This window comes from Catellatospora sp. NPDC049111 (assembly GCF_040648615.1).
GTDB lineage: Bacteria > Actinomycetota > Actinomycetes > Mycobacteriales > Micromonosporaceae > Catellatospora > Catellatospora aurea.
On sequence record NZ_JBEZEB010000023.1, the window covers coordinates 88,691 to 101,524 of the forward strand.

Genomic DNA, 12,834 nt, shown 5'->3' on the forward strand with positions numbered 1-12,834 from the left:
AGCCAGCTGTCGTCAAGCGGCGCTGCGCGGCGCGGTCAGGCGCGGCGGATAAGCGGGGCAATTATGGACATTAAGGACTAAATCCGATACAAAGGGCATACCTGATCGAGCGCGTGGCGGGGATGCGCTCCAGGTGTGCCGGCGACGGCTCCCCCTGACACCTGTGCCTGCCGCTACGCCTCCAGGAGCAATGTCCATGGTCTACGAGTCGGCTCGGTCGATTCGGGTTCGGAGGCTGGCATGTCGTTTCGAAGGTCCCTGGCGGCGGGCGCGGCGGTGGCCACCGCCCTCCTGCCGTCGCTGCTGAGCGCCACGCCCGCGCAGGCGGCGGTGATCCCCGGCGTCGGCTCCGCGCCGCTCGTCGCGTACGCCGACCGCAACTTCACCGGCGCCAAGCAGTCCTACGGGACGGGCGTGTTCGACGCCGCCAAGAAGGAACTCGGCGTCGTCGGCAACGACGCCATCACCTCGCTCTACGTCGCCTCCGGATATCGGGCCCTGGCCTGCGACAACGGCGGGTCCGAGGGCAACGTGAACAAGGGCTCGCTGGGTGCCTGCCGCTACTTCGACGCCGGGCTGCACCAGTTCGTCGGCGACGGCCTCAACGACAAGATCTCGCTGCTGGCCGTCATGGGCAAGCCGGTCAAGGGCACCGCCGTCACCGCGTTCCAGAACACCAAGTTCACCGGCACCTCGCTGCCGCTGGGCTCGGGCGGCTTCGGCCAGGTCGCCGGCAACCTGTCCACGCTGGCCGACTCGGTCAAGTCGCTGAAGGTCACCGACGGATACCGCGTCGTCGCCTGCGACAACGACGCCAAGCCGGGCACCGCCACCCTCGACCTCGGCAAGTGCCGGCTGTTCCGCGGCGGCGAGCACGCCACCGTCGGCGGCGACATGGAGACGAAGATCTCCCTGATCGCCGTGGGCACACCCCCGCTGATCGCCGCCGCCGACGCCGACCTGGGCGGCCTGCGCCAGTCGTTCAACCCGGGCGTGTACACCGGGCTCGCCAACGAACTGGCCACGGTCGGCAACGACAAGATCAGCTCGCTGCGCGTGGGCGACGGTTGGCGCGTGGTCGGCTGCCGCAACGACAGCACCGGCCCCAGCGGGCAGGGCGACCTCGGCCTGTGCCGGATGTTCGGCGCCGGCGAGACCAACCTGGGCGGCAGCGCGCTCAACGACGGCATCTCCACCCTCGTCGTGCAGGCCGGCCCGGCCTCGGGCAGCCTGCTGAACGTGTACGCCGACCGCGACTTCAAGGGCGCCACGGCCACCTTCGGGCCCGGCATCTACACGGCCGCGGACCTCGCCCCGGTCGGCAACGACGGGGTCAGTTCGCTGCGCGTGCCCGGCGCGGGCCGTGCCGTGCTCTGCGACAACGACTCCGGCCAGAACCTGGGCACCTGCCGGCTGTTCGTCAAGAGCGACCACCTGTACGTCGGCGGCGACATCAACGACAAGACCTCGCTGATCGCCCTGGCCCCGTAACACCCGGTTGTGAGCGACGCGGCCCGCGCCACCTGGCACGGGCCGCGTCCGCGTTGCCGGGACCGGCTCAGCCGGTCGGCTCGGACTCCCGGCGGCGCTGCTGCTCGGCGGCCACCTGGCCCAGGCTCGCGCCGAGGATCTGGCTGCGGTAGAAGTCCGTCGAGTCCTCCCGCGTCAGCTGGAAGCAGGCCACGGCCAGCAGCACCACCTCCAGCGTGGTCAGCACACTGCGGGCCGTCGAATGCCAGCCCGGCAGCAGCCCCAGGTCCGCCAGGGTGTACACCGGCATGCTCACGTCCGACGGTGGCGCGTACTCCAGGCCCACCGCGATGCCGCAGACGAGCACCACGACGAACGGCACGGCCGCGACCCACGTCAGGACCCGCCCGGCCTGCCACGGCCGCCGGATCGCGACCGCCAGGACCGCGAAGGCCACCACCGCCAGGGCCGCGACCCCGAGGTCGAACCACAGCGACTCCCGCACGACGTCGACGACGTCCGCCGGGTCGGCCACCTGCGCGGCGCGCGCCGAGGCCAGGAACGCGTCAGCCGCGTCGGCGAACCGGCCCAGCGAGACCACCGACACGACCACGTCGGCCACGCCTACGGCGACGAACGCCGCCAGCGCGGCGCTCGCCACGGTGACGGTACGCGGCCGGACCTCGTTGCTGACCATGCTTCTTCCCTCCGATGACGACGGCGTCGCACAGTGTGACGGATCCGCCCGGCCGCGCGTGGCCCCGTCGGGTCACGATTCGGCCGCTCGTCGCGGTGGAGCAAACGCGGGTCAGGCGCCGGTGACGCCGTCGACGCCCTCACGGAGGAAGTCGGCGTGGCCGTTGTGGCGGGCGTACTCGTGGATCAGGTGCAGCATCACGAACCGCAGCGAGACGTCCTGTCCCCAGCGGGGGTTGTGGGCGACCACGTCCAGCGACTCGGCCTCGCGTTCGATGCGCCGCGCATGCTCGACCTCGGCCTGCCACGCGGCGAACGCGTCCGCCCGGGTCGCGCCGGTCGGGTCGTACGCCACCTGGTAGTCGTTGTCCGGCGACCAGACCAGGGTGATGTCCTCCCCGGCGATGACCTTGCGGAACCAGGTGCGCTCGACCTCGCACATGTGCCGGACCAGGCCGAGCAGGCTCAGCGTCGACGGCGGCATGGACCGCTCACGCAGCTGCTCGTCGGTCAGCCCGTCGCACTTCCAGGCCAGCGTGGCCCGGTGGTAGTCGAGGAACTGCCGCAGCATCTCCCGCTCACCGGCGATCAGCGGCACATCGGGGCGCTCGGTGGCCATCACGAAGATCCTTCCGTCGGAAGCCACCTTTGTACCAGCCCGTGCGGGTTCACGCGGCCGGCAAGATCGCCGTTTCGGGTCAGTAGGCGTGGTCAGAACACAGATCATGGCCGCAAACAGCGATCTTGCCGGCCACCCGGTCCACGACGGACAGCCGCCGTTAGCGGGGTGGACACCGCGTCTTCGTGGCGCGTTGCGCCCGTTTTCGTACGGTCCGGGGCATGGCCTCCACCTCACTGCGTACCCCCTCGTGGCGTAGCCGGACCACGGCGGCGCTGGCCGCCCTCGCCCTGTGCGGCACCGCACTGGCCGCCGCGCCCTCGCCGGCCGTCGCCGCACCCGGCGACGTCGTCGTGTCGGCGGACTTCTCCTCCGGCACGCTGCCCGCCGGATGGCGGGCCGTGGACGGCACGTGGACCGTGCAGAACGGCCGCCTCCACGGCACGTCGACCAGCTCGTCCGCCAACAACAAGATCACTTTTGGGCGGAACCTCGCCCACTTCCGGTTCGAGGCCACGGCCCGGTTCGAATCCGTCACGGCGAGCACCCGCTGGGCCGCGCTCGGCCTGGACGTGCCCGCCGACGGCGCGACGCCGTGGTGGATCGCGACGATGCGCAGCGGCACCACCGCGAGCAACGGCGTCGAGTTCGCGCAGCGCACCACGGCCGGGGCGTGGAACGTCACGAACACCGCCGCCGCCCCGTACGCGGCGGGGACCGGCCGGGATGTGCGCATCGCCGCGGAGGTGCACGGCAGCCAGGCCCGCTGGCTGTTCGACGGGGTCGAGGTGCTGCGCACCACGAGCCTGCAGCGCTCGACCGGCGGCGGGCAGGCGCTGTTCGTCAACGGCGCCACGGTGTCATTCGACGACGTACGGGTGACCGAGCTGGCCCCGGCCAACGCCTACCTGCGCGGGCCCGGCGCCCCGGTCGCCGTCATCGCCCACCGTGGCGCGTCGTCGGCCGCGCCGGAGAACACCCTGGTGGCGCAGGAGATCGCCCGGCGGGCGGGCGCGGACTGGATCGAGAACGACGTGCAGCCGTCGTCCGACGGGGTGCCGTTCATCCTGCACGACAGCACCGTAGACCGGACCACCAACGGGACCGGCGCGATCCGCGGCATGACGTCCGCTCAGCTCAAGGCTCTCGACGCCGGTTCCTGGTTCGCGCCGCACTACACGGGCGTGCGGATGCCGACGCTGGCCGAGCAACTGGCCGACCTGCGCACCCGTGGCGGCAACCTGCTGCTGGAGATCAAGGGTGCGCACACCCGCGACCAGGTCGCGAAGATCGTGCAGGTGATCCGCGAGCAGCAGATGACCGGCCGCGTGTTCATCCAGAGCTTCGACGCGGCATCACTGCAGTACAGCTACGAGCTGGCCCCGGAACTGCCCATCGGCCTGCTGCGCAGCACGCTGGACGCCGACCCCGTCGCCCTGGCCGCGCAGCTGCACCTGACCGCGTACAACCCGGCGGGCTCGGCGCTGCTGACCCGCCCGGCCCTGGTCGCCGACCTGCACCAGGCCGGCGTGGCGGTGATGGCCTGGACGATCGACTCCGCGGCCCAGTGGCGCTCGCTGGACCAGCTCGGCGTCGACGGCATCATCACCAACCGCCCGGCGGAACTGGCCGGCTGGATCTCCGCGGGCTGACCCGGTCGGGGCTCGCCTGGCGAAGCCGGCGGGCGAGCCCCGCTCAGCGGTCGGTGCGCAGGAACGTCATCGACCTCAGGTGGTCGATCAGTGCCTCCATCTCGGCGAGTTTGTACCCGGCCTCTTCGCGCAGCTCGATGTCCATGCTGTGGTCGACCACCGAACGCAGCGAGAAGCTGATGCGCGACATCCGGTTGAGGAAACGCTCGCGCAGGTCCTCGGCGAACGCCAGGTGCCGATCGGTGATCTCGCTGTCGGTGTTCAGGGCAGCCGCCCCGGCGAGTTCGAGCGCCAGGCTCGCCTGGCCCGCGAATACCGAGGCCATCTCGACGTCGACGGCGTCGAAACACGACTCGCCGGGCTTCTTCGACAGCAGGATCGCCCCGAGCGCGGCCTCCTGCCCGGTCAGCGGCGCGATCATGATCTGCCAGGGGTGAGCGGTGCCGAGCAGGTCCCGCAGGCGCGGATCGGCGCCCGGTTCGACGACCAGCACCCGGCGCTCGCACCTGGCCAGGGTGCACACCGACAGCAGCGCGTCGGGGGCGTCGATGAGCTGCTTCAGCGTTCCCATCGCCTGCACCGCGGTCACCCTGAGGCCGTCGGACGAGACCAGCGCGACGCAGGCCCCGTCCGCCCGGTCGGCCTTCTCCGCCTGGCTGATGAGCTCGGCCATCAGCGCGTCGACGCCCACCCCGCCGAGCACCCGCTCGGTGATCGTGATCATGGCCTCCTGCCAGGCGTGGCGGCGGCAGGCCTCGGTGAAGATGCCGGCGTTGCCGATCGCGGCCGCGGCGACCCGGGCGAAGTCGGTGATCAGTTCCTCGTCGGCGGCGCTGAACTCGGCCGCCCCCACCTTCTCGGTCAGGTAGAAGTTGCCCAGCAGGCGGCCGCCCGAGGCCAGGACCGGCACCCCGAGGAACGACTTCATCGGCGGATGGTGCTCCGGGAAGCCCACCGAACACGGATGACCGGAGATCTCGGCCACCCGGATCGGACGCGGTTCGGCCAGCAGCAGCCCGAGCAGTCCACGCCCCTCGGGCAGGTGCGCCATGCGGTCGGCGGTCGCGGCGTCCATGCCGTCGAAGACGAACTCGGTGATGTGGCCGTCCTCGACCACGCCGAGCGCCGCGTACCTGGCGCGCACCAGGTGCCGTGCGGTCACCACGAGCCGGTGCAGCACCTGGGCCAGGTCCACCCCGTGGGCCATCTCCAGGTTCGCCCGCAGCAGCGCACGAATGCGCTCCTCGCCCGCGCCGAGCGCGCGAGCCCGCTCGATCAGGCGTTGCAGGGCGAGGTCGAGTTCCAGCCTTCCCGCGTGCGTATACCGAACCGCCGAGCCGAGGCTGCCCTCTGCCAGGTCTCTCGATCCGATCATATTCGCCGCGAACGGCTCACCACCGGCCATACTTCACAGCCTTCCTGGAAGGAGGCGTGTCCGAAGCCCTGGCGGAGGCCCTCAATAAGCATATTCCCTGTTCAAAGCGGTCGCGTCGGTTGACGGCGGCTCTGGTGGACCTCGGGTCAGCGCCGGCCCCCCGCGCCGGCGGCCTCGCGCAGGGCGGCACGGGCGGCGGTGTAGTCGGTGAGCACCGCGGTCGCCGGGGCCTCGACCAGCTGCTTGACCACTCCCTGCACCGAGGTGCGCAACCGCCGAGCGGCGCGGCGGCGGCGAGCGCGGGCGGCCAGCCGGACCACCGGGCGCACCAGCACCGCGATCAGGAACCCGGCGAGCAGACCACCGGCCAGCAGGGCTGTCGGCATCGGCAGCCAGCCGTCCACCATGGGCGTACGCAGCGGCGGCAGCGCCAGCGCCTGCATGCCCAGCCGTACGCCGAGCCACAGCAGCCCGACCAGCGCCACTGCGGTGACCAGCCATTGCAGCAGCCCGACCGCGCGCCACCACCAGCGTTTGCGGGCGACGCCGAGGTCGGTCTGCGCGACGGCGCGGTCGAGCGCGTCGGGCAGCTCGTCACGAAACGAGCGCACCGCCGCGAGCATGGCGTCCTGCCACGGCGCGGGCAGCGGCGCGCTCGCCCGGTCGGCGGCCTCGCGCAGCGCCTTGGCGACCGCGGCCGTGGCGGCGGGTGAGGCCGGGGCCAGCGAGGTCGCGGCCGGCACGGCGGCCCGGTGGTCGCCGAGGTGCAGGCGCTCCAGCGGATCGGGCCGGGTCCGGCGGATCCAGCGCAGCAGCGGCCAGCCGGTCATCTTGCGGGCCCGGTGCACGTAGGCGTTCTCGACCGCGGCGGCCACCGTCGGCACCGCGGCGGCCTGGGACAGGGCGGCGGTCAGCGCCTTGCTCGCCTCGGCGTCCAGGGCGGTCTTCGGCGGGTCGGCGGCGACGGCCGGGGCCAGCGCGGCGGTGACCTCGTCGAGGTCGGCGGCCAGCCGCCGCACCGCGGCCTGGCGGGCGACCACCGCCTGCCGGATCGCCTTGACCAGCGGGTCCAGGCCGGGCGGGCCGACCGTGGAGGTGGTCAGCACGGGCAGCCCGTCGAGGCCGTCGGCGGCCAGCAGGCGGCGCAGGTCCGCCGTGCAGTCCTCCAGGTCGGCGGCGGACAGCAGGTCGGCGGCGTTGAGCGCGACGACGGTGATCTCGCGGTGGCGGTGGAACCGGGCCAGGTAGCCGCTGTGCACGATCTTGTCGGCGTACTTCTGCGGATGCAGCACCCAGACGATGAGGTCCACCACGGACAGCAGCCGGTCGGCCTCGGCGCGGTGCGCGGCCTGCACCGAGTCGTAGTCGGGCAGGTCGAGCAGCACCAGGCCGGACAGGTCGGGCTCGGTGCCGCCGTCGCGGGTGTAGCGGCGGTCGACGCCGAGCCAGTCGAGCAGCGGGTCGGCGCTGTCGGATCCCCATACGCAGGCGTGCGCCTCGCCGGTGGTGGGGCGGCGTACGCCGGTCTGCGACAGCGGCACCCCGGCCAGCGCGTTGAAGATGCTGGACTTGCCGGTGCCGGTCGCCCCGGCCAGCGCCACCACGGTGTGCAGCTGCGACAGGGCCAGCCGCTCCCCGGCCCGCCCGATCAGCACGCGGGCCGGGGCCAGGTCGCGTTCGGGCAGCCGGTCGGCGGTCGCGGCGGTGAACCGTTCGAGCGCGGCCATGCGCTCGACCACCGTCGGCGCGCTCACCCGGCGGCCCCGTCCTGGGAGATCGGGTCGGCCCGGCGGGCGGTGCCGACGGCAGCGGCGGCGGCGCGCAGGCGGTCACCGTCGTGCGTGGACACCCCCGTGCCGTCGAGTACGGCGTGGAAGCGGGCCGCCTCCTGCTGGAGCAGCCCGTCCACCTTGGCCAGGAAGTCCTGCCGGGCCCGTTCGGCCAGGCGGCGCACGGCGTCGTCGCCGAAGATGGCTTCGAGGACCTTCTGCGCCGCGACGGTGGCCCCGGCCCCGACGGCGATCTCCGCACCGGTCGGGATGAACGCGGTGGCCGCGAACACCAGGATCATCAGGCACAGCCCGAGCGCGTTGACGGCGTACGCGCTGAACTTCGCGGCGAACAGCTTGCCGCCGGACTCGTCGCGGACCAGGTCGAGCACCCCGCGCTGCCAGTCGCGCACGACCCGGTCGGCGCGGGCGTCGATGTCGGGGCCGACCCGGGCCAGGCCCGGGTTCGCGGCGAGCAGCTCACCGCCTGCGGGGTGGGCCCGCCAGGCGGCGGCCGCGTGCTCGGCGGCGTCGGCGGCCGCGCCGTGCACGAAGACGACCAGTTGCGACTCGATCGCCGTGATCAGTTCGTCGGCAGGGCGGGGCCGGCCGGTGATCGCGCTGACGAGCTGGTCACGCAGCCGCCCGACCCGAGCCTGCAGACTACGCATGAACTCGCCCGTGCCGACCAGCTCCTGCCAGCGGGCGAGCACCTCGCCGCGAAACATGGTGCCGTCGCGGATGCCCTGGTCGACGGCGTTGGCGGCCTCGCGGTAGGCGTTGTCGACCGACGCGCCGAGCGCCGTGACGGCCTCGGCCTGGGCGTCGGCCTCGGCGGCGAGCCGGGCGGTGGCCGGGGTCAGCGCAGCGACGGCCCCGTCGACGGTCTGGCGCACCACCGCCGCGCGGGCCGCGGCGGAGCGGGCCAGTTCGTCCAGCCATTCGCGCAGCGGGGCGACGGCCTGTTCGGACAGCAGCCCGTGCTGGTCCAGGCGCTGCTCGTCGAGCACGAACATGCGCACCCCGCCGAGGCCGTGCTCGGCCAGCATCTCGGTCAGGTGCGGCGTCACCTCGGCGTCGGCTCCGGGTGGCACGCGGTTCAGGATGATCGACACTGCGGTGCCCCGGTCACGGGCGGCGTGCAGCAGCTCCCACGGCACCGCGTCGGCGTAGCGGACCGCGGTGGTGACGAACAGCCACAGGTCCGCCGCGGCCAGCAGCTGCTCGGCGAGCGCCCGGTTGTCCTCCTCGACGGAGTCGATGTCGGGCGAGTCGAGCAGCGCGACCCCGGGGCTGAGCACCGCGACGGGCATGACCAGCAGTCCGATGCCGCCGCCGTCGGCGGTGCCGGTGCGGCCCAGCCGCGGCAGCAGGTTGGCCTCGCTGAACCAGGCGGCGTCGGAGGGATGGCAGACCAGCACCGGCGCCCGTGTAGTGGGCCGGCGCGCGCCGGCGACGCTGACCGGGGCCCGCACCAGGCTGTTGACCAGAGTGGACTTGCCCGCGCCCGTGGAGCCGCCCGCGACGGCCAGCAGCGGCGCGTCCAGCCGGGCCAGTCGCGGGATGAGGTAGTCGTCGAGCTGCCCGGCGGTGGCCTTGGCCAGGCTGGTGGCGGCGGCCGCGCCCGGCAGGGCCAGCGGGTAGCGCACCCCGGTGAGCGCGTCGCGCAGCCGCGTCAGTGCCCCGCCCAGCCCCGCGTCCGTCATTGCCACCACATATCCAGCATGGCGGAAACTATGCCCCGCGACGGGCCTGTGCCGGAAACACGATCATCGCGCGCCGTTCCCGCGCCCCGCCGGGCAGCCTCAAACGACGGACCCGCCCCGGCCACCGCCCGCCGCCGATGCCGTGGACGCGGCGGCCGCCCTGGCGGTGGCCAGGCACGCGCCGTAGCCCTCGGCGCGGGCGGTGATCCGTCCGGACACGACGCGCACCGCGGACTCGGTCGCGTCGCTGACGGCGTCCACACCGGCCGCCGCGGCGAGCGCGCCGCTCTCGTCGTACACGATGCGCAGGCCCGGCCACGCCCGGCGCGGGAACGCCGCGCACAGGCAGCGGCGGAACTCGGCGAGCATCAGCCGGGCCAGCGGCATCAGCTCTCCCGGCGCGCCGCTGACGAGGACCGCGGTGACCTGCGCACCGGGCGGCGCGGCGCGCACAGCGTCCTCGATCGCGGCCAGCCGGTGCAGGCCGAGCACGGCCACCACCCCGTCGGCGCGCAGGTCCACGGGTTCGCCGTGGACCGCGTCGAGGGGCGCGGACTCCTCGCCACCGGCGGCGGGCCACGGCTCGTCGGCCGGGCGCGGCGGGGCGACGTAGTCGGCGTACAGCGGCTGCCAGCGGTCGTGCAGGTCGAGTCCGCCGAGGTGCTCGCAGGTGGCGACGATGTGGAACGGCTCGACGAAACCGGGCGAGGTCTGCGCCAGCACGCTCGCGCCCTGCAGCGTGGTCAGCGCGGCCTCGGCCACCCGCACCCGGCGCTGCGCCCGTCCACGCGACGCCGGGGCCAGACCCTCCAGAGCCAGCCCGAGCAGGATCGCCTGGAGTTTGAGCAACTGGGCGAAGGGCCGCCGGACCCGGTCGTCGTCGAGCACCTCGGGTGCCAGGTCCAGGCCGGATGGTGGCGCGCCGGTCGCGACCGGCAGTCGGGCCATGGTCGCCCTCGCATACGCCCCCAGCGCCTCCCCCGGCGTGCGGGCCGGTGCCGGCGGCGGCTCGGGTGCGCGTTCGGCGTCATCGGCCAGCACAGCGAAGTAGAGGGCCCGCTTGCCGGGGAAGTTGGAGTAGACCGCGCCCCGGGTCAGCCCGGCCCGCTCGGCGATGCCGTCGACGGTGGCTTCCCGGTAGCCGCGGGCGGCGAACTCGGCGCGGGCGGCCGACAGCACGCCGGCGCGGTTGCGCTGCTGCGTCTCAGCCCTGGTGAGGCGGCTCATCCCTGCTCCCGTGTCCGTCCGGTTAGCAAGATAACGCGGCACTCGAATGTTGTCATCATCTGGCGGTATCATCTGAGAGTCGACGACACCCGAGGAGCGCCCGTGACCCGCAGCGACGTGCTGGCCTGCTCCTTCTGCGCCAAGACCCAGCGGCAGGTGCGCAAGCTCATCTCCGGCCCCGGGCAGGTCTGCATCTGCGACGAGTGCGTCGGTCTGTGCAACGAGTTGATCGAGGAGGAGGCCACCGAGCAGGCGGCGGCCACGCTGCTGCGCCCGCCCACCCCGCGCGACATCCACGCCGCGCTGGAGCAATACGTCGTCGGCCAGGAGAGCGCGAAGACGGCACTGTCGGTGGCGGTCTACAACCACTACAAGCGGGTCGCCGCACGCAACGCGGCCGCCGCCGGGGAGCAGCCGGTCGAGCTGGGCAAGTCCAACATCCTGCTGATCGGGCCGACCGGCTGCGGCAAGACCTACCTGGCGCAGACCCTGGCCCGCACCCTGGGCGTGCCGTTCGCGATCGCCGACGCGACCGCACTCACGCAGGCCGGATACGTCGGCGAGGACGTCGACAGCATCCTGCTCAAGCTGATCCAGGCCGCCGACGGCGACCTGCGCCGGGCCGAGACCGGCATCGTGTACATCGACGAGATCGACAAGATCGCCCGCGGCGGCGCGGACCGCACCGCCGTGCGCGACGTCTCCGGCGAAGGGGTCCAGCAGGCCCTGCTCAAGATGCTCGAAGGCACCACGGTGCGGGTGCCGCAGCCGAACGCGCGCAAGCAGCCCGCCGAGGAGTTCCTCCAGATCGACACCACCGACGTGCTGTTCATCCTCGGCGGCGCCTTCGCCGGCCTGGAGGAGATCATCGAGCGGCGCTCGCAGCGGCGCGGCATCGGCTTCGGGGCCAGCATCCAGGCCGCCGAACCCAGCCTCGACGAGGTCATGCCCGCCGACCTGGTCACCTTCGGGATGATCCCCGAGTTTGTCGGGCGGCTGCCCATCGTGACCACGGTGCGGCCATTCGACCGGGCCACCCTGATGCGCATCCTCACCGAGCCGCGCAACGCGCTGATCAAGCAGTACCAGCTGCTGTTCGAACTGGACGGGGTGGAGCTGGAGGTGACCACCGACGCGGTCGCGGCCATCGCCGAGCAGGCGCTGCTGCGCCGCACCGGCGCCCGCGCGACCCGGGCCATCCTGGAGGAGATCCTGCTCAACGTGATGTACGAGGTGCCCAGCCGCGACGACGTCGCCCGCGTCGTGATCGACCGGGCGACGGTGCTGGACAACGTCAACCCGACCCTGGTCCCCCGCGACCATCCTGCCCGTCGCCGCGCCCGTCGCGCCGACACGGCCTGACCGGCGCGCTCAGCCCAGCAGGTCGATGATCGTCTTGTCGGCCCGCGAGACCCGCCGGTAGACCGTCCACAGCAGGGCCAGGTCCTGCCAGGGCAGGCCGACGGGGGCGTACACGGTGGGCCGGTCGGTGCCGTCGCGGGCGGGCAGGTCGCCCCGCAGCACGTCGCCGAGCGTGCCCGCGGCCACCGCGGCCTCCAGCCCCACATTGCCCAGCGCGCCGGCGGCCGCGGCCAGCGCTCGGTCGTCGACCACCACCCGGCTCGCCAGCAGCAGGTCCGCGGGCAGCTCGACCTTGCCCGGCTCGTCCGCGCCGAGCGTGGTGAGGTGCTGGTGCGGGCGCACCTCGTCGGCGCGCAGCAGCGGGCGGCGCGACCAGGTCGCCAGCACCACCACGTCGGCGGCCAGCGCCACCGCCGACGCGCTCTCCAGCGGCAGCGCGCCCAGTTCCGCGGCCCGGTCCGGGTCCAGGTCGGTGGCCACCACCTCGCGCCAGGCGCGCAGGCGGCGCAGCCCGGCCACGACGACCCGGGCCTGCGCGCCCGCGCCGACGAAACCGAGCGTGCCCGCGCCCGGATCGGCCAGCAGGTGGGTGCCCAGCGCCGCGGCCAGCCCGGTGCGCCACGCGGTGACGGCCGCCGAGTCGGCCAGCGCCAGCAGCTCGCCCGTTTCCAGGTCGTGCAGGCAGACCACGCCGCGCAGCGCGGGCGAGGCGTCCGGGAACTTGGCATTGACCTTCACCGTGTACGCGGGCACGCCCGGCAGCAGCCCCGGCATGAGGCAGGTCGCGGTCCCCGGTCCGGGCAGCTCGGTGCGCACCCGCAGCGGCGGCTGCATCGGAGCGGGCGCGCGGAAGCCCTCGCCGAGCACCTCCAGCACCTCGTCCACGTCGACCGCACGCTCGACGTCGGATCGGGTCAGCAACACGGTCACGTCTGGAACGCTAGTCCGCGCGGCCCGA

10 protein-coding genes are annotated in these 12,834 nt (G+C 73.5%); 3 read left to right on the plus strand and 7 right to left on the minus strand.

Annotation, left to right across the window (positions count from 1 at the left end):
- The first annotated feature begins 240 nt into the window (after positions 1-240).
- Positions 241-1,491 (plus strand): hypothetical protein, encoded by a 1,251-nt coding sequence (locus AB0B66_RS27170; protein WP_360535210.1) that lies wholly within the window; start codon positions 241-243, stop codon positions 1,489-1,491.
- Between the two features lie 67 nt (positions 1,492-1,558).
- Here the strand turns inward: AB0B66_RS27170 and AB0B66_RS27175 are convergent, their stop codons facing one another.
- Both AB0B66_RS27175 and AB0B66_RS27180 read right to left on the minus strand, forming a co-directional pair.
- Positions 1,559-2,167 (minus strand): hypothetical protein, encoded by a 609-nt coding sequence (locus AB0B66_RS27175; protein ID WP_360535212.1) that lies wholly within the window; start codon positions 2,165-2,167, stop codon positions 1,559-1,561.
- A gap of 111 nt (positions 2,168-2,278) precedes the next feature.
- Positions 2,279-2,785, minus strand: coding sequence for a DinB family protein (locus tag AB0B66_RS27180; RefSeq protein WP_360535213.1), 507 nt, complete (start codon positions 2,783-2,785; stop codon positions 2,279-2,281).
- A gap of 221 nt (positions 2,786-3,006) precedes the next feature.
- Here AB0B66_RS27180 and AB0B66_RS27185 point away from each other — a divergent pair, with 221 nt between their 5' ends.
- Positions 3,007-4,437 (plus strand): glycerophosphodiester phosphodiesterase family protein, encoded by a 1,431-nt coding sequence (locus tag AB0B66_RS27185; RefSeq protein ID WP_360535215.1) that lies wholly within the window; start codon positions 3,007-3,009, stop codon positions 4,435-4,437.
- 43 nt (positions 4,438-4,480) lie between these two features.
- Here the strand turns inward: AB0B66_RS27185 and AB0B66_RS27190 are convergent, their stop codons facing one another.
- From AB0B66_RS27190 to AB0B66_RS27205, 4 genes are all read right to left on the minus strand, one after another.
- Complete coding sequence (locus AB0B66_RS27190; protein ID WP_360535217.1) at positions 4,481-5,812, minus strand: GAF domain-containing protein; 1,332 nt, start codon at positions 5,810-5,812, stop codon at positions 4,481-4,483.
- A gap of 146 nt (positions 5,813-5,958) precedes the next feature.
- On the minus strand, positions 5,959-7,566 hold the full coding sequence (locus AB0B66_RS27195) for a GTPase (protein WP_360535219.1): 1,608 nt from the start codon (positions 7,564-7,566) through the stop codon (positions 5,959-5,961).
- Complete coding sequence (locus tag AB0B66_RS27200; RefSeq protein WP_360535287.1) at positions 7,563-9,287, minus strand: ABC transporter; 1,725 nt, start codon at positions 9,285-9,287, stop codon at positions 7,563-7,565. The genes AB0B66_RS27195 and AB0B66_RS27200 overlap by 4 nt, the downstream gene beginning before the upstream one ends.
- Positions 9,288-9,386: 99 nt before the next feature.
- Complete coding sequence (locus AB0B66_RS27205) at positions 9,387-10,514, minus strand: helix-turn-helix domain-containing protein (protein WP_360535221.1); 1,128 nt, start codon at positions 10,512-10,514, stop codon at positions 9,387-9,389.
- A 102-nt stretch (positions 10,515-10,616) separates the two neighbouring features.
- Here AB0B66_RS27205 and clpX point away from each other — a divergent pair, with 102 nt between their 5' ends.
- Positions 10,617-11,876, plus strand: a complete 1,260-nt coding sequence (gene clpX / locus AB0B66_RS27210) for an ATP-dependent Clp protease ATP-binding subunit ClpX (protein ID WP_360535223.1) — start codon at positions 10,617-10,619, stop codon at positions 11,874-11,876.
- A gap of 9 nt (positions 11,877-11,885) precedes the next feature.
- Here clpX and AB0B66_RS27215 read toward each other — a convergent pair whose 3' ends face one another.
- Positions 11,886-12,806 (minus strand): ornithine cyclodeaminase family protein, encoded by a 921-nt coding sequence (locus AB0B66_RS27215; RefSeq protein ID WP_360535225.1) that lies wholly within the window; start codon positions 12,804-12,806, stop codon positions 11,886-11,888.
- Between the last annotated feature and the right edge of the window lie 28 nt (positions 12,807-12,834).